The organism is Myroides phaeus (assembly GCF_009799805.1).
Taxonomy (GTDB): domain Bacteria; phylum Bacteroidota; class Bacteroidia; order Flavobacteriales; family Flavobacteriaceae; genus Flavobacterium; species Flavobacterium phaeum_A.
Map to the genome: position 1 here is coordinate 869,312 of NZ_CP047050.1, position 22,033 is coordinate 891,344.

The following is a 22,033-nucleotide window of genomic DNA, read 5'->3' on the forward strand; positions in this document are numbered from 1 at the left end:
AAAGTACTGCTTATTTCTTGAAACAAAAGTAGTTAATATTATTTTAAAAACATACCTTTGTGAAAGAAATAAGCGATTAGCTTTTTTTTAACATAGCACTTTAATCATTTTTAATTTATGAAGAAACTTTTATTTAGTTTGTTCTTTGTGTTACAGGTAGTTATTACTTACGCACAAGGAGTTCAGGAAATTAAAGGGAAAGTAGTTGACGCCAAATCTAACACACCAATTAACGCGGTGTTAGCAAGAATTGACGCAACTAACATTTCTACTTTAACAAACAATGAAGGAATCTTTGTCCTGGAAGATGTTAAAACTGGTGATCACCAAATCGTAGTGACGTATGTAGGTTACTTGACGAAAAGATTACCTGTTACAATCGGATCGCAAGATGTCGATTTAGGAACGATCTACCTTGATGAAGATTTAGCTACTACAGCACAAATGGGGTTAATCACTTTGACTGAAAACGACTTAGGTGATGACAACTCAGGATCAGAAACATCTTCTGGTTTATTGCAGGCTACAAAAGATCCATTCCAACAAGCAGCAGCTTACAATTGGGGAGGGGCATTCTTTAAAGTACGTGGCTTAGACAATGAATATGGAAGAACTCTGATTAATGGAGTTGTAATGAACAAAATTAATGACGGACGTCCTCAGTTCGGAAACTGGGGTGGCTTGAATGATGCTACAAGAAACCAAGTGTTTTCTGCAGGTTCAACTCCTTCTGATCACACATTTGGTGGTATCTTAGGTACACAATCAATTACTACAAGAGCTTCTCACATCAGAAAAGGGGCTAAAGCAGGTTTCTCTGGTTCGAATACGAACTATAACTGGAGACCTTACGCTACTTATTCTTCTGGAATGGATAGAAATGGTTGGGCTTATGTACTTTCTGCTACTTACCGTGGAGCTAAAGAAGGTTTTGTTGATGGTACTAACTATGACGCATTATCTTTATTTGCTGCCGTTGAGAAAAAATTCAATGAAAGCCATAGCTTAAACTTCTCTGCTATTTATGCAAAAAATAAAAGAGGTAAAAACTCTCCTGTAACGGATGAGCAAGTTGCTTTAAAAGACTACAAATACAACTCTTACTGGGGATACCAAAATGGAGATAAGAGAAACTCTCGTTATAAAGACGTAGAAGAGCCTATCTTTATGTTAACTCACTATTGGACTATTGACGATAGAAATACATTAACAACTACTGCTGCTTACCAATTTGGTCATATTGCTAATAGTCGTTTAGGTTACCAAAATAACTTAAACCCAGACCCTACTTACTATAAGTTTATGCCAAGTTACTACTACAACCAAATTGATCCGTCATATTGGTCGATGAGTAGCGCAGATTTTGAAAATAAAGACAGTGAATTCCAAAACACTACTAATGCTTTCTTATACCAAGCTCACGATGCTGAAGAAGCTTTTAGAAATAATGGTCAAATAGATTGGGAAAATATCTATAAAACAAATGGAAACTTTGGAGGTAGAAGTAAAATAGTTCTTTACGAAGATAGACAAGAGGATAAAACTTTCCACTTCAATACTAATTTCAAATCTCAATTAAACGACCACACTACTTTTGATGCTGGTATTAATTATAGAAGATTGAAATCAAGTAACTTCAAGAAAATGGTTGACCTTTTAGGTGGATCATACTATGAAGATATTGATACTTACCAACCTATTGAAATCCAAGATAGCGACTACAACAATAAAGATAGAAGAATCCATAATAAAGATAAATTTGGATATAACTACAATGTATTTGCTGATGTAGTAAATGTATTTACACAATTTACTTTTGACTTTGATAAAGTAGATTTCTATGTAGCGCAAAATATTGGATATACTCGTTATGAAAGAGAGGGATTATACAGAAACCCTGTATATATGAATAACTCTTATGGTAAAAGTGGGGCTATCGACTTTAATAACTTCGGTTTTAAAGGGGGTGCTACTTACCACATTACTGGACGTCACGCTTTAAATATGAACGTGGCTTATTATAACCAAGCTCCTACTATTAGAAATACTTATTCAAATATTAGAGTTAATAACTTAGTGACTAAGGATCTTACGAATGAGGATGTATTCAGTATTGATGCAAGCTACATCGTTAGAACTCCAAAGTTAAAAGCTAAGGTTTCTGGTTATTTATCTGAAATTAAAAACGGAACACAAATTAACTTCTACTATGCTGACGGTGTTGGAATCGTAGATGCTAATGGAGATTACCTTTCTTCAACTGGTGGTGCTTTCGTTTCTGAAATCTTGACTGGTGTAAACAAACGTAACTTAGGGTTAGAGCTTGGTGCTGAATACCAATTGACTCAAACTTTAAAAGCTACTGCTGCTGCTGCTATAGGTCAATCTTTCTATACTAATAATCCAAATATTAAACTAAACTCAGATAACGTTGCTCAAACTTTTGATTACGGTCAATCGTATATGAAAAATGTAAAATATGGTAATGGTCCACAAACAGCATTATCATTAGGTTTAGAATACAGAGACCCAAGTTTCTGGTGGGTTGGAGCAAACATCAACTACTTTGACAATGCCTTTACTAACGTATCTGCATTAAGAAGAACTGATAACTTTGTTAAAGATCCTGCTAATCCTGGACACCCTTTTGCTGATTTAACAGAAGAGAAATTACACTCTATCTTAAAGCAAGAAAAATTAAATGATTTTACATTAGTTAATATTACTGGAGGAAAATCTTGGAGATTACCTAATAGAAATATCATAGGGCTTAATGCAAGTATCAACAACGTATTTAACAAACATTACAAAACTGGAGGTTTCGAACAAGCAAGAAACGCTAACTACGAGAGAGAAATTAAAAACACAAGTAGTGGAGTAAATACTTTCGGAAATAAATACTTCTACGGATTTGGACGTAACTTCTTTGTAAGTGTGTATTACAACTTCTAATTAGAAAACATTATGAAAACAATATTTAAATCAATATTATATTTTTCGTTTGCTGGGCTTATCCTAACGGGATGTGCTAAAAACGATGACTTTTCAGTACCAAATATTTCTTGTACTGATCCAGTTGTTGCTGCTAATGCATCAATTGCTGATATCTACTCAAAAGCAACTAAAGATGTAGCTCAACTTAATGAAGAGGGACTAATCATTAGTGGTGTTGTAATATCAAGTGATAAAGGTGGAAACTTTCACCAAAAATTACATATCGTAGATGAATCTACTCAATTACCAGCTATTATTTCAATTGGAATTAGCGGAAGTAATGCTCAATTCCCAGTAGGTACAAAAATCAACTTAAAAATGGATGGTTTATACATCCACGATAACTTTGGTCTTTTAAATATTGGAGGTGGTATCTATACTTCTTCAAGTGGTAAAAACAAATATACTGCTGCAATTCCTGGAACTGCAGTTAAAAAATATGTTTCTACATACTGTCAACCAGTTAAAGATTTTGAAACAACATATAACAATGTTTTAGCTTTAAAAGGTCTTAACAAAACTGATTACGCTGGAAAATTAGTAACATTTACAGATGTTCAATTTGACAGAGCATTAGTTGGTAAAAAACTTTATGACTCAGCGGATGTTGATGGACAAGGATATACTTTAAGAAAGGTAGTTGATAGTGAAGGTAATTCATTTGATATTAGAACTGGAAAATATTCTGAAGACTTTAAAGATTGGGTTATTACTTCAGAAAGTGGTAGCATTACAGGTATCTTTGATGTATTCCAAGATAAAATTCAATTCTACCCAAGAACGATTGCTGATATCAACTTAACAAAAGATCCTTTTGAAGGTTCTACTCCTACTGATCCTGAAACTCCAGAAGAACCAGCAGAAGACATTAAAGTTGAACCAGGTAAGTTCTTAGCTTTCCCAGGTGCTGATTTTGAAGACTGGAAAACTTTTACAAGCTCATTAAACCAATATGGCTTAACCTTCGCAACAGAAGCTAAAGGAAAAGGATGGAAAAATAGTACAGCTTTAGAACTAAAAGGAACACCTGACGCAACTGCTTATACATTTACAGTTGCCGACGTTAAAATTCCAACTGATGGTAAGAAAATTTCTTTCTTAATGAAAGGTAAAGCTGATAAACGTTCTATATCTATCAACTTATACAATGCAGCTGGTGATTATGTTGCATATAACTTAGAAAGTCTTTCTACAAGTAAAACTATACAAAGAACTAAAACAAATAAAGAAGAACAATTCATAAATAAATATGATGGAGACATTGACACTAAAGGAGAATGGATTAAAGTTGTTCTAAATGTTGATGGTTTTGACTATAATACATCAGGAAAAGGAAGCATCATTGCTTTCAAACATGGTGGAAAAACTAAAACAATTACTCCTAACTATGATATAGTAATTGACGAAATCCGTTTTGAAGATGGTACTCCTGTTACAGGTGGAGAAACTCCAACTGACCCTGAGAAACCAACTGACCCTGAAAACCCAGGAGAAGGTGGTGAAAACCCAGGAGAAGGTGGTGAAAACCCAGGAGAAGTAAAAGATCCTATTACTGTTTTTGGAAAAACAGGTAGTTTTGCTGACTTTATCAAAATCAAAGGTGCTTTAAAAATAATCCAAGTGGATGGAAAATCTAAAGGAAGTGCTATTGACGTTGAAGGTTTATCTAAAAATAACGCTGACGGTTTCTCTATTCCTAATGTCTCAATTCCTGCCAATGCAAAAAACATAGTTTTTTACGTTAAAGGAAGTAGTACTCAAGGAGGAAAAGGTAATGACAGAGGTACTTTTGTTGTAAATACATTAGATGAAACTAATGTTATTATAGCAAACTATAGTATTGGAAATGCTTTAAATGGAGCCAAAGGATCTATTACTGTTACTGGACAATCTGGAAGTAACAATGACTATGTTGGAAAAATAGATGCTAAAGATTGGGTAAAAGTAGTATTGCCTCTACAAGACGATTTTATAAATAAATCAGGAAAAGGTGGTTTTGTACAATTTAGATTTGCTAAAGATGGAACTTTCAACGTTATCATTGATAGTATTTCTTTCGAATAATCACTTCGATTAACATATAACAAAAAAGCTCGGCATATGCCGGGCTTTTTTTATATACATACCTCTCATTTAATCAATCATAGCAAATAACACTTTAACTACTATTTAGTAGGCTTAAAAAATCTGATATAGCCTTATTGAATGCTATTTAAAACTTAAGCTACTACTAAACAATACTCTTGCAACATTGATAAAGAATCAAAAACAAACATCTTTATCTTCATATTTTTAATAATAAAATAAAACCCCTCCTAAAACCCGTAAAAAACTACATTATAATAACATATAACAAGATCTTAGAACTAATAAATAGAAAGAAATTGTACAACGTAAATACGCTTATTTATGACAATTAGATTAATCTTTCATCTTTTTATTTATGAATACACTTATACGTTATTTGCTCTTTGCCTTATTCGCAACAACGAGCTTAGCTCAAGAAAGGATAAATATCACCGGAAGAATCATTGATTCAAAGTCTAATACTCCTTTTACTGGAGCTACTGTAAGAATTGACGATTCAAACTCCTATGTGCTCTCTGATGATAATGGATACTTTAACTTAGAAGGTGCTATTAATAAAACTCATATTGTTTTAATCACTTCGGCGGGTTATCAAACAAAAAGATATCCAATTGCTCCAACAGAAACTGAGATTGATTTAGGTGTTATTCACTTCGAAGAAGATTATAACTTGATTGCGCAAATGGGGTTAATATCTCTCTCTGAAAATGACATAGAAAATGAGTTTAATGGCTATGAAAACACAGCAGGTTTACTACAAGCGACAAAAGATCCGTTTCAACAAGCTGCAGCCTTTAATTGGGGCTCTGCTTTTTTTAGAGTTCGCGGATTAGATAATGAACAAGGAAGAACGATGATCAATGGTATCATTATGAACAAAATCTACGATGGTCGCCCACAATGGGGAAACTGGGGTGGTTTAAATGACGCTACACGTAACCAAGACTACTCTTCTGGTTCTACTCCTTCCGATTTCTCTTTTGGTGGAATATTGGGTACTCAAAACATCACTACGCGTGCTTCTCACATCAGAAGTGGAACTAAAGTTGGTGGTTCTGCTGCAAACACAAATTACAATTGGCGACCCTTTGTAATTCACTCATCTGGCCTAAACAAAAATGGCTGGGCTTATGTAGTCTCTGCTTCTTATCGTGGCGCAAAAGAAGGCCATTGGTCTGGAACAAATTATGATGCTCTTTCATTATTCTCATCTGTCGAAAAAAAGCTAAATGAAAATCACAGCCTAAATTTCACTGCAATCTACGGTCAAAATAAAAGAGGAAAAAATGCTCCCCTTACAGACGAACAAATCTCTCTAAAAGGAGTTAACTATAACCCTTATTGGGGCTACCAAGGAAACGACAAAAGAAATGCTCGCTATAAAGATTTAAAGGAACCTATCTTCTTCCTCTCCCATTATTGGAAAGTCACTACAAATACAACACTAACTTCTACCGTTGCTTACCAATTTGGTCACATTGCTAATAGTCGTCTGGGGTATATAGACAACATGAACCCTGATCCTACTAACTATAAAAATATGCCCAGCTATTACCTCAATCGAATTGATTCGCAGTATTGGTCTATGTCACCAGAGGAGTTTACTAATCTTCCTGATGATAATGACTTTAAAATGGAAACCATTGCATTACTTAACCAAGCTGAATCTGTCAAACAGCAGTTCATCAAAAATGGACAATTGGATTGGAATTGGATGTACACAATTAATCAAGCAAATAATGGGGTTAGTAAGATTATACTTTATGAAGACCGACAAGAGGACAAGCTTATTTCCTTCAATTCTAATGTCAAATCAGTACTATCTGATAACTTAATGTTTGATGCGGGCATCAACTATCGCAGACTTAAATCAACAAACTTTAAAAAGGCTATTGACCTACTTGGTGGTGAAGTATTCAAGGATATTGACTCATACCAATCAAGTGGCAAACAAGATAGCGACTTAAACAATCCTAACCGTTTTATCTCTACAAATGATACGTTTGGCTATTTCTATACTATTTACGCTGATGTGATTGATGTCTTTACTCAATTTCTCTTTGATTATGATAAATTCAACTTCTATATAGCTCACAAATCAAGCTACAATGCCTATCAAAGAGAAGGTTTATACAAAAATGGTATATACCCAAGCAACTCATTTGGTAAAAGCAATCTTATTGAGTTTACCAATTTTGGCTTTAAGGGAGGTGCTACTTATCACTTCTCTGGCAGACAGGCAGTAAATATGAATATTGCTTTTTACAACCAAGCTCCCACTTTAAGAAACACATTTGCGAATGCAAGAGTAAACAACGCGATTATCCCTGATATCACCAATGAAAACATTTTTAGTGTAGATGGGAGTTATATTCTAAGAGACTCAAGATTAAAAGCGCGCTTGACAGGGTATTTGAACGAAATCAAAAATAGTACTCAAGTCAACTTTTACTATGCTGATGGGATTGGAATCACTGATGCAAATGGAGAATATCTAACATCAACTGGAGGGGCTTTTGTTACGGAATACTTAACCAATATAAACAAGCGAAATATCGGTATCGAGTTTGGAGCAGAGTATAAACTGACACAAACTATAAAAATGAACTCAGCCTTAGCTATTGGTCAGTCATTTTATACAAATATGCCAAATCTTACATTAAGCTCGGATAACGCGTCAAAAACATTTGACTATGGCAAAACCTATCTAAAGAACTACAGATTCGCAAATGGCCCACAAACAGCTGTATCGGTCGGTTTCGAGTATAGGTCACCTACTTATTGGTGGATTAGTACAAATGTGAACTACCTAAATAACACTTTTACTAATATATCCGCCTTAAGGAGAACGCATAACTTCATTAATGATCCTACGTTAAATCAACCTTTCGAAAATTTAACTGATGAACAAGTACGAGAAAGATTAAGGCAGGAGAAACTACCCGCTTTCACAGTCTTTAATCTAATTGGAGGAAAGTCGTGGAGAATGCCAAACAGAACGTTTCTCGGTTTCTTTGCCAGCGTTAATAACATACTCGATAACCAATATAAAACAGGGGGCTTTGAACAAGCAAGAAACGCTAATTATGAACGTGAAATTCTAAACACTTCAAGTGGTCAAAACACATTTGCTAACAAATATTGGCACGCTTACGGTCGTACATACTTCATCAATCTATACTACAATTTTTAACTTCTCTATACTATGACAACAATCTTAAAGACTACTGCTTTCTTGTTTGTACTTGCATATATATTAACAGCGTGTGCGAAAAATGACGACTTTATTACTCCCACTACTGAATGTATAGAACCAAGTGTCGTTGCTAATAAAACAATTGATGCGCTTTACAGCAAAATAAGCGAAGGAAAAGAAGTACAATTCTACAAAGCTGATGAGATTACTTCTGGAATAGTAATCTCCAGTGATCAAGGAGGGAACTTCTATCAACAGTTAATTATAGTTGATGAAAAAACGCAAACTCCCTTGACTATCAAAGTTGATGTTAAAGGAGGATATGCTTTATACCCAATTGGGTCAAAAGTTTATATAGATTTGAATGGTTTATATGTACAGAACAATTACGGTATGATGACTTTTGGTGGAGGAATATACACCGCGGCAAGTGGTAATAAATATCCTGATATAATTACTGCTGGTAAACTAAAGACGACTATCTCTAAATCCTGCACTACATTATCCAAAAAGGACTTTAATCCATTTATAAATGAGGTAACTATTCCCCAACTACTTGAAGACAAAAAGCTAATTGGAAAACTAATTCGTATCAATAATATTCAGTTTGATCGATCTATCGTAGGAGAACCCTACTACGCTGAAGATGCACCAACAAATGATCGCCAGGGTTACACTCTGCGTATGATGCACGATCCTGAAGGTAACAGTCTACAAGTTAGAACAGGGCAATACACAAATGGATTAAAAGATGAAATTATACCAAATGAAAGTGGTAGTATCACAGGAATAATTAGTGAGTTTCAAGGTGTATTACAATTTTATCCAAGAACTATCCACGATATGGATCTAACATTAGAGCCTTTTGAAAGTGTAATTCAACCACCTACCACAAATCCTACACCAGGAGGGAAAGAAGGCATAAACAGTGACGGTATCAACCAGAACTCACCTAACTACGTTGCAAACTTCAACAATTGGTCGTCTTTCATTAAAACAACAAATAAACTCGGATTACAACGCTATGCAACACAAGCCCCCGGAAAAGGTAAAGATGGCAAAACAGCATTGCATATTAAAGGGACACCTACTGCAAATGATTATGTGTTTATTGTAGAAAATCAAACAGTAAATCCGAAAGCTAAACACATTTCTATGTACGTAAAAGGCAATACAGAGAAATCGTTGTCGTTTAATGTGTATAGAGAAGATGGCACCTATGCTGTTTTCAATCTTGCAAGTGACGAGGTTATAAAAAGCAAAGAAAAACCTTTCTATAACCACAACTTAAAATTACTACCTACTTCAAGAACTAATGCCGCAAATAAGAGCAATGGTTATAACGACTATGTGTCTGCCATGATTGCAGCACCAGATTGGATTAAAATAACATTAGATCTAACTAATGTAGACTACAACAAAAGCGGAAAAGGTAATATCTTCGCTTTAAAAGTTGGCTCTAAAGCAGCGTATGATCTTTTAATAAATGAAATAGTATTTGACGATGAAGAGTTGGAAGAAGAAATAATCGATCAACCACAAGATCCAATACATAATGACAATCACTTACCAACTTTACCTAACAACTACCAAGTAACAGAAGAACAAGTCTACTTGAATTTAATAAATGAAAAAGAGGCCAAAAAGACAATTAATTCTAAATGGTTAAGCAAGTCAATAGCCCAACTAACTACTTCTACAGATGCAATACATACCATCAAAGTAGATTATGAAAAAAGTAATACTATTTTATTCACTACTACAGGTTCACAAAAGTTGAAGTATAAACAACACCTTTCGTTTTTTATTAGAGGTAAATCAACTACAAGGGCAATGAATATAGAGCTAATAACAACAGACGGTGATAAAAGATTATATAAACTATACTCACCAGAAGATGGAGAAAATATTATTATAATTGAGCAATTAAAAGGTACAAATAACTACAATCACTTTAACATTGACACACAAGGAAAATGGCTTAAAGTTTCGATAGACATTTCTGAAATTGAAACAACCATAAATAAAGATGTCATAACACTAAGATTAGGAGGAACAAGCAAATCAGTTCCTATCAATAAATGGGATCTTGAAATTAGCAGTTTCTTTCTCGAATAGCTATAATACATCCCAACTCGCTAATCCTTGTTGGTATTACAATACATTGCATAAAAAAAGGCTTCAATAGAAATTGAAGCCTTTTTGATAAGTATAAAGTTAGATTAGTTGTTTAATGCTTCAGCACCACCAACAATTTCTAAAATTTCATTTGTAATAGCAGCCTGACGAGCTTTGTTGTAAGAAAGCTTAAGAGCATCTCTTAATTCTTGAGCATTATCAGTTGCTTTATGCATTGCAGTCATACGAGCTCCATGTTCAGAAGCTACAGAATCAGCAACAGCTTTAAATAATTGAGTCTTTAAAGATAAAGGAATTAAAGTACTTAAAATCTCTTCTTTAGAAGGCTCATAAATATAATCAGACGTTACATTCTCATTTGTTTCAATTGGCAATAATGGCAAGAACTGCTCAGTAACAACGATTTGCGTAGCCGCGTTTTTAAATTGATTATATACGATTTGAATAGAATCATATTTTTCTTGAACAAAAGCATCCATCATTCCTTCAGCAATAACAGAACTGTTCTCGAAATCTAATTGATCATATAAATCACTTCTATTATCAATAACGTTGAACGTTTTACGCAATACATCATGACCCTTTTTACCAATTGTCAGAATATCAACATTAGCATCTTTATAGATAGTATTTTTAAGTGCATTAATCTGCTTAATAACATAAGCATTAAATCCACCACAAAGACCTCTATTTGATGTGATAACTACGATAAGTACATTTTTAATATCTCTTTCTTGAGAATATACTCCTGAATTATCACCCTCCAAAGTTGCACTAACATTTTGAATCAATTCAGTCAACTTCTCTGAATATGGGCGCATTGCCATAATAGTATCAGTTGCCTTTTTTAATTTAGCAGCAGATACCATTTTCATTGCAGAAGTAATCTGCATAGTTGATCCGATTGATGAAATCCTATTACGTATTTCCTTAAGGTTTGCCATTGTAAATTGTATATAAAACTATCAACAAGTAAAATCATCTTCTACTTGTTGATAGATATAATTTTTTAATATTTTGCAGAAACTTCTTTAGCTACTTTTTCAAGTACTCCTGTAAGTTCATCATTAAACTTACCAGCTTTTAATTGATTTAAAACATCTCTATGACGAGAGTTTAAAGCCTCTAAGTACTCTCTTTCGAATTCTTTAACTTTAGAAACAGGAACGTTTCTTAAAAGGTTTTTAGAACCTGCGTAAATAATTGCAACTTGATCTTCAACAGTATATGGATCATTTACAGCTTGTTTCAAGATTTCAACGTTACGTTGTCCTTTAGAGATAACGTTCATTGTAGCAGCATCTAAATCAGAACCAAACTTAGCGAAAGCTTCTAACTCACGGTATTGAGCTTGGTCAAGTTTTAAAGTACCAGCTACTTTTTTCATTGATTTAATTTGAGCAGAACCTCCAACACGAGATACAGAAATACCTACGTTAATTGCAGGACGAACCCCTGAGTTGAATAAATCAGACTCTAAGAAAATCTGTCCATCAGTAATAGAAATTACGTTAGTTGGAATATATGCAGAAACGTCACCAGCTTGAGTTTCGATAATTGGTAAAGCAGTTAAAGAACCACCACCTTTAACGAAAGGTCTAATAGACTCAGGTAAATCGTTCATATTTTTAGCGATTTCATCATCACCAATAACACGAGCAGCACGTTCTAATAATCTTGAGTGTAAGTAGAAAACGTCTCCAGGGTACGCCTCACGTCCTGGTGGACGACGTAAAATTAATGACATCTCACGGTAAGCAACAGCTTGCTTAGATAAATCATCATAAATGATTAATGCAGGACGTCCTGTGTCACGGAAATACTCACCAATCGCAGCACCAGCCATTGCAGCGTAAACTTGCATTGGAGCAGGATCAGAAGCATTTGCAGCAACGATAATTGAATAATCCATTGCACCTTTATCTTCTAAAGTTTTCGCAATTCCTGCCACAGTAGAAGCTTTTTGTCCGATAGCTACATAAATACAGTATACTGGTTGCCCAGCATCATAAAATTCTTTTTGATTCAAAATGGTATCAATACATACTGTAGTTTTACCAGTTTGACGGTCACCAATAACTAACTCACGTTGTCCACGTCCAATTGGAATCATGGCATCTACAGATTTAATACCTGTTTGTAACGGCTCAGTAACTGGTTGACGATAAATAACCCCAGGAGCTTTTCTCTCAAGTGGCATTTCATATAAATCACCTTCGATAGCACCTTTACCATCAATTGGTAATCCTAAAGTATTAACAACACGACCTACCATTTTCTCTCCAACTTTCAATGAAGCGATACGTCCTGTTCTTTTTACAATAGAACCTTCTTTAATACCAACAGCACCACCTAATAATACAATACCAACATTGTCTTGCTCAAGGTTTTGTACCATTGCTTCTAATCCATTGTCAAATACAACAAGCTCTCCGTATTCTGCATTTGTTAACCCGTAAACACGAGCAACACCATCTCCTACTTCTAATACAGTTCCAACTTCCTCTAAAGAAGCTGCAGAGCTAAATCCAGATAACTGTTTCTTTAAAATCGCTGATATTTCAGCTGGTTTAATTTCCGCCATTTTTATCTATGTTTATACACGAACATTCGTGCGGTGATTTTTTAATTAATTAATTCTCTTTTTAAAACTTGTAATTGATTCGCAATTGAAGCATTATATTGCTTATCTCCGATTCTAAGAATGAATCCACCTAAAATAGATGAATCAATATCATTAGTAATAATAATTTCTTTTGCTGGAGTTAAGCTTTGAACTTTAGATAAAACTTTTTTCTCTAATACTTCGTCCATTGGAACGGCAGTTGTAACAACAACTTTTACTATACCCTTCAAAACATCGTATTGTTTTTGAAACTCAACAGTAATAGCTTCCAAAATTTCGAATCTACTATTAGTTTTAAGTAACTTAAACAATTCTTTAGTCCCTTCTGAAACTGAAGCAAATACTTCATTTAAAGCGCTGAATTTAATCTCATCATTAACAATTGGATTGTTAAGAAAAGTTTTCAATTCCTCACTTTGAGATATAGAATTAGAGATTAAGATCATATCACTATTAATAGCTTCTGAATTTCCTTTTTCACAAGAAATCTCCAGCATTGCTTTTGCATATCTTGCAGCTGCTCTAGTGCCTACCATAATGATCTTTTATTAGTTTAATTTAACATCGTCTAACATTTTCTCAACCAATGCAGTTTGAGCTTCCTTGTTAGCTAATTGTTCTTTCAATAATTTTTCAGCGATTTCAATTGAAATTGAAGCAAATTGGTTTTTCAAATCTACTACTGCTGCAGCTTTTTCGCTTGCAATTACAGCTTTAGCTTGAGAAATCATTTTTTCTCCTTGTGCTTCACCTTCAGCTTTAGCATCAGCAAGCATCTTTTCTTTTATCTCGCGAGCTTCTTTAATTAAAGAATCACGTTCTACACGTGCTTCAGCTAATAACTTTTCGTTATCTACTTTTAAATTAGCCATTTCTCTTTTAGCGTTTTCTGCAGCTGCTAATGCATCAGCGATACCCTCTTCACGAGCCTCTAAAGCATTTACAATTGGTTTCCACGCGAATTTTCCTAAGACTACAATTAACACAACTAAGATGATTAATTGCCAGAAAAATAATCCAAAACTGAAATCGTTAATTAACTTATCCATTATCTAAAATTATACTTTTTAATACCTATTTTGTTTAATTAAGAAGTTTATCTGCAACCAACCGTCGCAGATAAACTCTTTTAATTGTCTTGGACTATTTACCTAAGATTAAAGCACCGAATGCTAAACCTTCTAATAAAGCTCCAATAATGATCATTGCAGTTTGGATTTTTCCAGCAGCTTCTGGTTGACGAGCGATAGCGTCCATTGCAGAAGAACCGATTTTTCCTAATCCGTAACCAGCTCCGATTACGATTAAACCTGCACCAATAATGTTTGGTAATGTCATAGTGATTGATTTATATAATTAAACAAATTTATTTTTATTCTACTTTTTCTATTGATTAGTGTGCTTCATCATGCTCGTGCTCTTGCACTGCCATTCCAATGAATAAAGATGATAACATTGTAAAGATGAAAGCTTGTAAGAAAGCTACTAAGATCTCTAATACAACTAAGAAAGTTGATAAGAAGAATCCGATTGAAGTTGCCCCTACTGTTCCTAAAGCTTCTTTCATTACGAAAATAATAGCGATCAATCCAAATACTACTGAGTGACCAGCTGTAATGTTTGCAAATAAACGAACCATTAATGAGAAAGGTTTAATCAACGCTCCTAATAATTCGATTGGTGCTAACATAATTTTCATTGGAACTGGTACACCTGGCATCCAGAACATATGTTTCCAATAATCTTTGTTTGCTGAAAACTGTGTAATAATAAATGTTACGATTGCTAAACATGCTGTAACTGAAATACTACCTGTAACGTTAAACCCAAGTGGAGTTAACCCTAATAAGTTCAAGATAAAAATCAAAAAGAATACTGTTAATAAGAACGGCATGAACTTTTTGTATTTAGCCTTTCCAATATTAGGCATAGCCATTTCGTCACGAACATAAATTACTAATGGCTCAAGTACTCTTGAAAATCCTTTAGGTAAGTTATTTGGACCATTTTTGTATGTTTTAGCTAATCCTAAGAACAATACAAAAATTAATATTGTAGTAAAAAATAATGATGCTACGTTTTTAGTAATAGAAAAATCCCAAGGTTTCTCATTTACAGGATGATGTGCCTCATCGTAAGTAATTGTCCCTTCAGCATCAGTTTTGTAGATTTTTCCGTGATAAAGCTTATAGAACTCTCCGTCTTTCTCAACTACTTTGTTTCCATAGTCAAATTCAGAAGACATAAAGATCTTAAGTCCATTATCAAATAAAATTACTGGTAAAGAAAAACCGTAATTTTTTCCTGTTTCTTCATTTGAGAAGAAAATAAACGAATAATCATCTGCTAAGTGATGTTGAATATGATCATTCACTTTCTCTTGTTGAGTTTTTTCAACAGCATGCTCTACGCTGCTTAAAGTTTCTTCAACAGATTGCTCAGTTTCCTGGATAGATTCTCCAAGTTCTTGAGTAGTCGTTTGTGCGTGTGAAAATACCGACGTTGCTGTAAAAATAACAGCTGCTAATAAATTCAGTGATGTCTTCAGAGTCACCATACCTTAACTTCTTGAATATTTGTGGTTCTTAAAATTTTGTGCAAAAGTACAATAAATCTTAGATAATCATACCTTCTTGCGAAACTTTTTTTTATTAACTTTTTGGTTAGCTAACCTTCTTGTTTAAAATACTATACCCTACGAATGCGTCTCCGGCTAAGTAAATCAACACTATTAAGAGAAAATTATACTTAAAATTCTCATCAACTTGTTCACTATCTAATCCAGTTCTTGCAAACAGATAACTTGCGAATAATCGTAGTGTAATCAAGCCAAGGAATACGTATCCTAAATTATTTGGCATACTATTTTTGATTCCTGCTAAGGCAAATAAACTCGCTATTGAGAAAATATATTCGAAGCCATAAAAACTCGCTAATGAGTATCCTAAACTTTGAAATGATTCTCCAAAATTTGTAAAAGAGAAAATCGCAAAGTGCAATCCAAAACAGATTAAAAGCACAATACTTAGCTTAACACCAGTACTTAGTATTCCTTTGTCCATTAATTTTTATTTATTTGATTTACTTGTTTTATTACTTGGTACAAAGCTACTCCTACTCCTAATAAAGTACAAATTTTATTTGCCAACCCGTCAGGGAAAGAATATTTTTCATCTAACCAGGTGCCAAATATATGAAACAAATAAATAGTAATTCCCATTTGAAATGGCATTGTAATCAAACTTAACCATTTATTTGGCCCTGAATTCTTATTCACCTTTGTTTACTTTCTTTTTTGATTCTCCTTTTTCTTCCTTTTTATCCAAAGTGTTTACCGTATTACTCATATCGCATTTTGCTTCTACAACAGCTCCAGATGCAACAGATAATCGGCCTACAAATAGATCTCCTTTCACAGTAGCAGTATCTGTAATATGAAGCAAATCACTCACAAGCATCTTTCCTTCAACTATCCCCTCAATATCAGCATTCTCACACTCAACATTACCATAAACCTGAGCTTTAGGTCCAACAACAACCCTTCCTTTTACCTTTAAATTACCATACAAAACTCCATCTAAACGAAGATCCGTTACTGATTCAATATCTCCCCTAATAATAGTTTCTTCGATAATTCTATTTGTTCTACCTAATTGATCAATAGGACCACTTTTTGTTTTTTGAAACATAATATTACTCTTTTTTAGATTCTTGCTGGTCTATTTTTTCAAAAATCAAATATTCCTGCCAATTCTTTTTAATTTGAACTACTCCGTAGTTTTCTGAACTAATCGGTTTACTTGCGGAATCAAGTAAAGATGCGATACTCCTTGCCTCTTCCTTTGTTTTAAAGCCATGCAATACAAAAAACTCATCTCTGCTATTATATAAATCTTCTGAATACTTTATACCTCTACTGCTATTTTGATTGGCATATTGAAGAAACTTACGACTCATTACTTGATTACTTGAGCTATTTTTATCATCTGCTAAAAACACAACTTTCCAACTTTTCGTTGGCTTTTCAGAGAATCTTTTACCTTCTAATAAAGGAATTGTAGTTTCTAATAGTTTATTCGCCTCTCTACCTTCTGGAGACGAACTATAGGTCAATGCTACAAAATTCAATGCTTCTTTATAAGCTTCCAATCCATTAATATTTCCAATAACGTGAGCCTTTAGCAACTCCAGCTTACTTACATAACCTTCATCATCATATCTTTCTAATGCATCTTCTACCGCACGATAAGTACCTTTATAATCCCCTTCATTATACAACTTATAAACTGTAGCATATACTTGCTCTGGTGATAAATCGTCTATTTTATCACTCGACATATTCTGTAGTAACTTAGCATATCTTGAATTTGGATAACCTGCAATAATACGGTCTTTGACCATAGCTGCTTTATAAATATCTACTTCACTATAAATTTTAAACAACTTATATAAGCTTGGTAAAACAAGCCTTTCTGCTGGATCAAAAGTCAATAAAGACTCTAACTTATCACTTGCTAATTGATGTTTCTTAAAACGATCGTAATACATTGATCCTAATTGAAAATAAGCAAAATCACGATCTTTTTTCAATAGTGCGATTTCTTTTTCCTCGGTAGGTATTTTCTCTACGTATGAGTTTACATCATAACGCGTATCAACAAAATCGGTTTGAATATCAATATTTTTATTCTTATCCTCAATAACTTCTTCTTGACTTGAAGCTAAATCTTCACTAAAGTCAGCACTACTCCATCTCCAATTGTCTCTCAAAGGCCTATTACCCCATTTCTTTTTGAACTCTATTTTCCCATACGAAGTTGCTTGGGTGGAATAAAAGTAAAAGGACGACTTTCCTGCTCCAAAACCAGTATTCTTTAAATCATATGCTTCACTTACAGCCTCTCCAAAATTTGCCATATTGAAGTAATCCTGATTTTTCTTTCCCTTCAAATTTGCTTGTAGTTTTCTAAAATCGCTCTTTCTCAGCTCGTCTATATAATTCTGGAAATAGGTAACACGTTGGTCTTCACTCATTGCTACTAACCTCAAAATACTATCATTAGTATTTGCAACCTTTTCATAAGCAACAACATCCCTTAAAGCATCTCTTCGCTTACTTATTCTAAAACGTTCTTTTGCTTTTTCAGGTAAAATTGATAAAGCACTATCATAATATTGTCCTGATAAGGCATAACCAGCATTGTTAAAGTAAATCTCAGCAATACTTACAAAGTTTTTAGCTTTTAATTGCTCATCACCTTTGCTTCTTTTTACAGCTTCTTTTAAATATTCTAATGCTTTTGAACTATTATCTCCTTGGTCATAAAACAAACCAACTTGCCTATTTAAAACATCTAAAAAAGGTCTGTTTTCACGATCATTAAGCAATCTCTTATATTGCTTTAAAAAACTTACTGAATCGGTAATATTAACTGAGCCTATTTCAAATTGTTGTGCGTGAGAATGAATAATATAAGAACGAGGACTTTTGCGATTTAAGTCAATTACTTCTTGAAACATTTTACCTGCTTCAGCTTTTCGCCCTAATTTGCCATATAGCTGTCCAAGAATAAACTTGTATCGTGAATACTCCTCTTTATCTTTCGTTAAATCAATTGCATTAATTAAGGGAGAAATCGCACTTGCATAATCTTCAATATTGATATACGCTTGTGCTAAAGTAGCATTAGCATCTGCTTCTACTTGCTTTTTAAGTTTATCTTTTTTGCTGCGCAATAACTCTTTTAAATTTTTAATCGCAATGTCATCATAAGTAAGACGCACATTAGTCTTCTCTCTCCATACAGTCGCTTGATCGATTTTATCGCTATCTGGATACTTGTACAAAATATAATTAAATGCCTCTAAAGCAGGGATAAACCTGCCATCATAATACCTTGCTTTTCCCAATAAAAGATAAGCCTCATCCATTTGACTATTGCGTTCTCTACCCTTGATATACATAGAGTGCTTTTGAATAGCTTTGGCAGCCTTATCTTCTGCTCTTTCAAATCCAGTTCCACTATCTTCTTCTCCTTCTCCTGCACTTTTACCGTCAATTTGTAAGTTTTCTAAAAGAGAGCCTTGCTTAGAATCAAGTGATCGGCCTGTTTTAAACTCTTTTTCAGGATCAACCTTAATATCAATCCTCTCTATAGGTAATATGTCCCAAAAATCGTCAAAATACCCTTCTTTTAAACTGATTAGAGCATCTTCGTAGGCCAACTCTCCATTATATAGAATATTATAACGTGTAGTCATTGCGTGGTACCCTCTATTGATTAATTTGTCCTTTTTCACAGAACAAGCCATGCCAACTAAGAGTAATACAACTACTGATAAATATTTAATAAAATTGACTTTCAAAATTTTAGCTTTTACTTTAAAACTTGCTTCCCTTCGTTTTAGTATTCAACGAAATGTAAAAATACATTACTTTTCACAATTAAATTAATTCTTTTTAAAAGAAACGAGTTCAAATCTTCTATTATCACTAAAATCTAAGTTCAATTACTTAAAGACATAAAAAAAGCTCCTAACAAAACAATGTTTGCAGAAGCTTTTTAACTAACTAATTCAAAATTCAATCTAACTATTGTGGAAAAAGGCTTCCAATTCTTGTAAAGACAATTCAGAAGTCAATACATCTTTTTTAATATGACCTTTTTCTAAAGCGATGATACGATCAGATACTTCAAACGTATGTTGTAAATCATGGCTTGAAATGATTATCGTAACATTCCCCTCTTGTATTTTTACTTTTACTAATTCTTTTAATCTAATTTGTGTAGTAGGATCTAAATTTGCAAAAGGTTCATCAAGAATTACCAATTCTGGACTTCCTAAAAAAGCTGCTACAATTCCTATTTTCTTTTGATTTCCTTTTGAAAAATCACGAATATACTTGCGCTGATTCAATACTTCTTCGTTAAAGAAATATGCGTACTGACCTACTTGGTCTATAATCTGTTCCTTTGTCAATCCTTTTAATTCTCCAACAAAAGAGAAATACTCTTCCGCTGTTAAGTAGCCAATTAAAAATGATTCATCTAAAAAAGCTGAAGTATAAGATTTCCAAGTTTCGGAATCACTAACATTCACACCCTTTGACAAGATATTCCCTGTTGACGGCTGAATTAAATCTAACAACAAACTAAACAGAGTTGTCTTTCCTGCACCATTATTTCCAACTAACCCGATACTTTGTCCTTCTGGAATTTCTAAATGGTCTATGTTTAAAACCTCTTTTCCGTTGTAGCTTTTACTTATATTATTTACTGTAATCATAACCTAACTTTTTTTATATGCTTGAATAGCACTATACTTTTCCTTTTTATATAACTTGATAATTTGCTTAAAAAGATGCTTTCTAAAAATGATCCCTAAAACACCAAACAATACCAAAATTCCAATTCCTCCATTAAAACCAAAACTCATATTACCGATCCAGAATAAAACTATTGGCAATACTAATTGTGGTATTGAAACTGCTATAACGCGAAGATTAAAGGCATTCTTATCTCCAAAAACATTCTTATTTGCAGTTAAATCTATTGGTGATTTCATAAAAGCTCCTCCAATCAAAACAATGAAACTTGAAATACCTATATTAAAAACGCCTACAGCTAAAATCATATAAAACAAATTCATACTCTTGATGATATATATCGAACCACATAGAGTAGAAATTGCAGTACCTAACACAATCATTAACCATTTTGATTTTATATAGTCTATATACTTTACATTTTGTGTCATCAGTAATGGATAATATGCCGAATCCCAACTTGGTACATACTGACCATACATCATTAAAAAACCTCCAGTGACAAAATAAGCTATGAAAACATACATTGTTAAGGATTCTTTCCCTTCTTGGCCTGACATTAAGAAAATAAAACCATAGAACAAGAACAATACACTCATCAAAACAGTTGTCTTAGCACGCTTATTTCTTAATATCAGCTTAATATCATTCTTTAAGAATATTGCTTGTTGTCCAAAGCGATTCAGCCAATTTAATTCCTGTGTTTCTCCTTCTACTACTTTCTCCCTAATTAAACTATCTAAATACATATTTTTACGATAATACATATAGGCAGCATAAACAGTACCTACTAATAATAGGATATAAACTACTACTGTTAATGGATATTTGTAGGCACTATAAAATATAGGTTGAGTAAAAACAGTTATATCAAACAAAGAATAATATTGCGCTAAACCTAATGAAATAACAATCGCCAAAACACTATAAAACACCTTCTTGTATAACTCCATTAAAATGATAAGAAAATGCATCGTTCCGATTAAACAATACATTGCTATTCCCCACCCTAAAGAAGGCAATACTCCATAACCTCTAATACAGCAAATGATGATAAAAGGAAGTAAGAAGAATAGTTGCATTAAATTAAATGCACTTAAAAAACTTCTACCTAAGAAAAATTTAATGATTTTGTCTCTTGCGATAGAAACAATAAGCAATGGTTTTAGATTTGCAACAGGCAATTTTTGAAGAAAAAATCGCATAGTAAACTCTGTCATACAATAGTAAATCATAAACTGACTTGCTACCTCAATTGGATTTTGACCAGGTAACTCTTTCTCTACGAACTTTACTAAAGCGATTCCTAAAGTCAAGAAAACAAAACCAAAATACACTATTCCTAACCACTTTAAAATTGTGGTAACAGTATCAACGGAACTTGTACTTCCTCTCTTCTTTCTCTTCTTCTCTAAAGCAATAAACATCTTTGTCATACTTAGTCATTTCTTACATAAGTACACAACTTGTTAAAAATGTTACAGAAAAAATAAAAAAAACCAAAAAAATAAAGTCATCTCGTTGATAAAGATGACTTTAAATAAAATCTAAAAACCTAAAACTACATAATGATATATTATAATACTAACCAAAAATAATGCCAACAGCATAATTTTCATTCTTTATTTAAAAATCACAAATAATTTTATCTTTGCATCAAAAT

The 22,033-nt window shown here is 33.3% G+C and carries 16 protein-coding genes; 4 read left to right on the top strand and 12 right to left on the bottom strand.

What is annotated here, in order from left to right; translation table 11 throughout:
* Positions 1 to 117: 117 nt before the first annotated feature.
* The 4 genes from GQS07_RS03975 to GQS07_RS03990 all read left to right on the top strand — a co-directional run bounded on the left by GQS07_RS03975 (position 118) and on the right by GQS07_RS03990 (position 10,396).
* The gene (locus GQS07_RS03975) at positions 118 to 2,952 is read left to right on the top strand and encodes a carboxypeptidase-like regulatory domain-containing protein (RefSeq protein WP_158209710.1); all 2,835 of its coding nucleotides are present in this window, start codon (positions 118 to 120) and stop codon (positions 2,950 to 2,952) included.
* A 12-nt stretch (positions 2,953 to 2,964) separates the two neighbouring features.
* The gene (locus GQS07_RS03980; RefSeq protein WP_158209711.1) at positions 2,965 to 5,058 is read left to right on the top strand and encodes a DUF5689 domain-containing protein; all 2,094 of its coding nucleotides are present in this window, start codon (positions 2,965 to 2,967) and stop codon (positions 5,056 to 5,058) included.
* 379 nt (positions 5,059 to 5,437) lie between these two features.
* Positions 5,438 to 8,275 (top strand): carboxypeptidase-like regulatory domain-containing protein, encoded by a 2,838-nt coding sequence (locus tag GQS07_RS03985; RefSeq protein ID WP_158209712.1) that lies wholly within the window; start codon positions 5,438 to 5,440, stop codon positions 8,273 to 8,275.
* A 12-nt stretch (positions 8,276 to 8,287) separates the two neighbouring features.
* Entirely contained in the window at positions 8,288 to 10,396 is a 2,109-nt protein-coding gene (locus GQS07_RS03990; RefSeq protein ID WP_158209713.1) for a DUF5689 domain-containing protein, read from the top strand.
* A gap of 104 nt (positions 10,397 to 10,500) precedes the next feature.
* Here GQS07_RS03990 and atpG read toward each other — a convergent pair whose 3' ends face one another.
* The 12 genes from atpG to GQS07_RS04050 form a co-directional block, all read right to left on the bottom strand.
* Positions 10,501 to 11,361 carry an ATP synthase F1 subunit gamma gene (gene atpG / locus GQS07_RS03995; protein ID WP_158209714.1) on the bottom strand — a complete coding sequence of 287 codons (861 nt, stop codon included), beginning with the start codon at positions 11,359 to 11,361 and terminating at the stop codon, positions 10,501 to 10,503.
* Between the two features lie 65 nt (positions 11,362 to 11,426).
* The gene (gene atpA, locus GQS07_RS04000) at positions 11,427 to 13,001 is read right to left on the bottom strand and encodes a F0F1 ATP synthase subunit alpha (RefSeq protein WP_158209715.1); all 1,575 of its coding nucleotides are present in this window, start codon (positions 12,999 to 13,001) and stop codon (positions 11,427 to 11,429) included.
* A 41-nt stretch (positions 13,002 to 13,042) separates the two neighbouring features.
* Positions 13,043 to 13,579, bottom strand: coding sequence for an ATP synthase F1 subunit delta (gene atpH / locus GQS07_RS04005; RefSeq protein ID WP_158209716.1), 537 nt, complete (start codon positions 13,577 to 13,579; stop codon positions 13,043 to 13,045).
* A 12-nt stretch (positions 13,580 to 13,591) separates the two neighbouring features.
* Positions 13,592 to 14,092, bottom strand: coding sequence for a F0F1 ATP synthase subunit B (locus GQS07_RS04010; RefSeq protein WP_158209717.1), 501 nt, complete (start codon positions 14,090 to 14,092; stop codon positions 13,592 to 13,594).
* 94 nt (positions 14,093 to 14,186) lie between these two features.
* Complete coding sequence (atpE, locus tag GQS07_RS04015) at positions 14,187 to 14,381, bottom strand: ATP synthase F0 subunit C (RefSeq protein WP_006257837.1); 195 nt, start codon at positions 14,379 to 14,381, stop codon at positions 14,187 to 14,189.
* A gap of 55 nt (positions 14,382 to 14,436) precedes the next feature.
* Positions 14,437 to 15,600, bottom strand: a complete 1,164-nt coding sequence (gene atpB, locus GQS07_RS04020) for a F0F1 ATP synthase subunit A (RefSeq protein ID WP_158209718.1) — start codon at positions 15,598 to 15,600, stop codon at positions 14,437 to 14,439.
* Between the two features lie 106 nt (positions 15,601 to 15,706).
* Positions 15,707 to 16,105 (bottom strand): hypothetical protein, encoded by a 399-nt coding sequence (locus GQS07_RS04025; protein ID WP_158209719.1) that lies wholly within the window; start codon positions 16,103 to 16,105, stop codon positions 15,707 to 15,709.
* Entirely contained in the window at positions 16,105 to 16,320 is a 216-nt protein-coding gene (locus tag GQS07_RS04030; RefSeq protein WP_158209720.1) for an AtpZ/AtpI family protein, read from the bottom strand. Before GQS07_RS04030 ends, GQS07_RS04025 begins: the two co-directional genes overlap by 1 nt.
* Positions 16,313 to 16,732 carry a polymer-forming cytoskeletal protein gene (locus tag GQS07_RS04035; RefSeq protein WP_158209721.1) on the bottom strand — a complete coding sequence of 140 codons (420 nt, stop codon included), beginning with the start codon at positions 16,730 to 16,732 and terminating at the stop codon, positions 16,313 to 16,315. The genes GQS07_RS04030 and GQS07_RS04035 overlap by 8 nt, the downstream gene beginning before the upstream one ends.
* 4 nt (positions 16,733 to 16,736) lie before the next feature.
* Positions 16,737 to 19,409, bottom strand: coding sequence for a tetratricopeptide repeat protein (locus GQS07_RS04040; protein ID WP_233269307.1), 2,673 nt, complete (start codon positions 19,407 to 19,409; stop codon positions 16,737 to 16,739).
* Positions 19,410 to 19,631: 222 nt separating this feature from the next.
* A complete protein-coding gene (locus tag GQS07_RS04045) occupies positions 19,632 to 20,330 on the bottom strand; it encodes an ABC transporter ATP-binding protein (protein ID WP_158209722.1) in 699 nt (232 codons plus the stop codon).
* A gap of 3 nt (positions 20,331 to 20,333) precedes the next feature.
* On the bottom strand, positions 20,334 to 21,806 hold the full coding sequence (locus GQS07_RS04050) for a DUF5687 family protein (RefSeq protein WP_158209723.1): 1,473 nt from the start codon (positions 21,804 to 21,806) through the stop codon (positions 20,334 to 20,336).
* Positions 21,807 to 22,033 lie beyond the last annotated feature (227 nt).

Coding starts and splice junctions, on each gene's coding strand:
- GQS07_RS04010 (WP_158209717.1), bottom strand. CDS start 14,092: ATGGATAAGTTAATTAACGATTTCAGTTTTGGATTATTTTTCTGGCAA.
- GQS07_RS04050 (WP_158209723.1), bottom strand. CDS start 21,806: ATGACAAAGATGTTTATTGCTTTAGAGAAGAAGAGAAAGAAGAGAGGA.
- GQS07_RS03990 (WP_158209713.1), top strand. CDS start 8,288: ATGACAACAATCTTAAAGACTACTGCTTTCTTGTTTGTACTTGCATAT.
- atpE (WP_006257837.1), bottom strand. CDS start 14,381: ATGACATTACCAAACATTATTGGTGCAGGTTTAATCGTAATCGGAGCT.
- GQS07_RS04035 (WP_158209721.1), bottom strand. CDS start 16,732: ATGTTTCAAAAAACAAAAAGTGGTCCTATTGATCAATTAGGTAGAACA.
- atpA (WP_158209715.1), bottom strand. CDS start 13,001: ATGGCGGAAATTAAACCAGCTGAAATATCAGCGATTTTAAAGAAACAG.
- GQS07_RS03985 (WP_158209712.1), top strand. CDS start 5,438: ATGAATACACTTATACGTTATTTGCTCTTTGCCTTATTCGCAACAACG.
- GQS07_RS03975 (WP_158209710.1), top strand. CDS start 118: ATGAAGAAACTTTTATTTAGTTTGTTCTTTGTGTTACAGGTAGTTATT.
- GQS07_RS04025 (WP_158209719.1), bottom strand. CDS start 16,105: ATGGACAAAGGAATACTAAGTACTGGTGTTAAGCTAAGTATTGTGCTT.
- atpG (WP_158209714.1), bottom strand. CDS start 11,361: ATGGCAAACCTTAAGGAAATACGTAATAGGATTTCATCAATCGGATCA.
- atpH (WP_158209716.1), bottom strand. CDS start 13,579: ATGGTAGGCACTAGAGCAGCTGCAAGATATGCAAAAGCAATGCTGGAG.
- GQS07_RS04045 (WP_158209722.1), bottom strand. CDS start 20,330: ATGATTACAGTAAATAATATAAGTAAAAGCTACAACGGAAAAGAGGTT.
- GQS07_RS03980 (WP_158209711.1), top strand. CDS start 2,965: ATGAAAACAATATTTAAATCAATATTATATTTTTCGTTTGCTGGGCTT.
- atpB (WP_158209718.1), bottom strand. CDS start 15,600: ATGGTGACTCTGAAGACATCACTGAATTTATTAGCAGCTGTTATTTTT.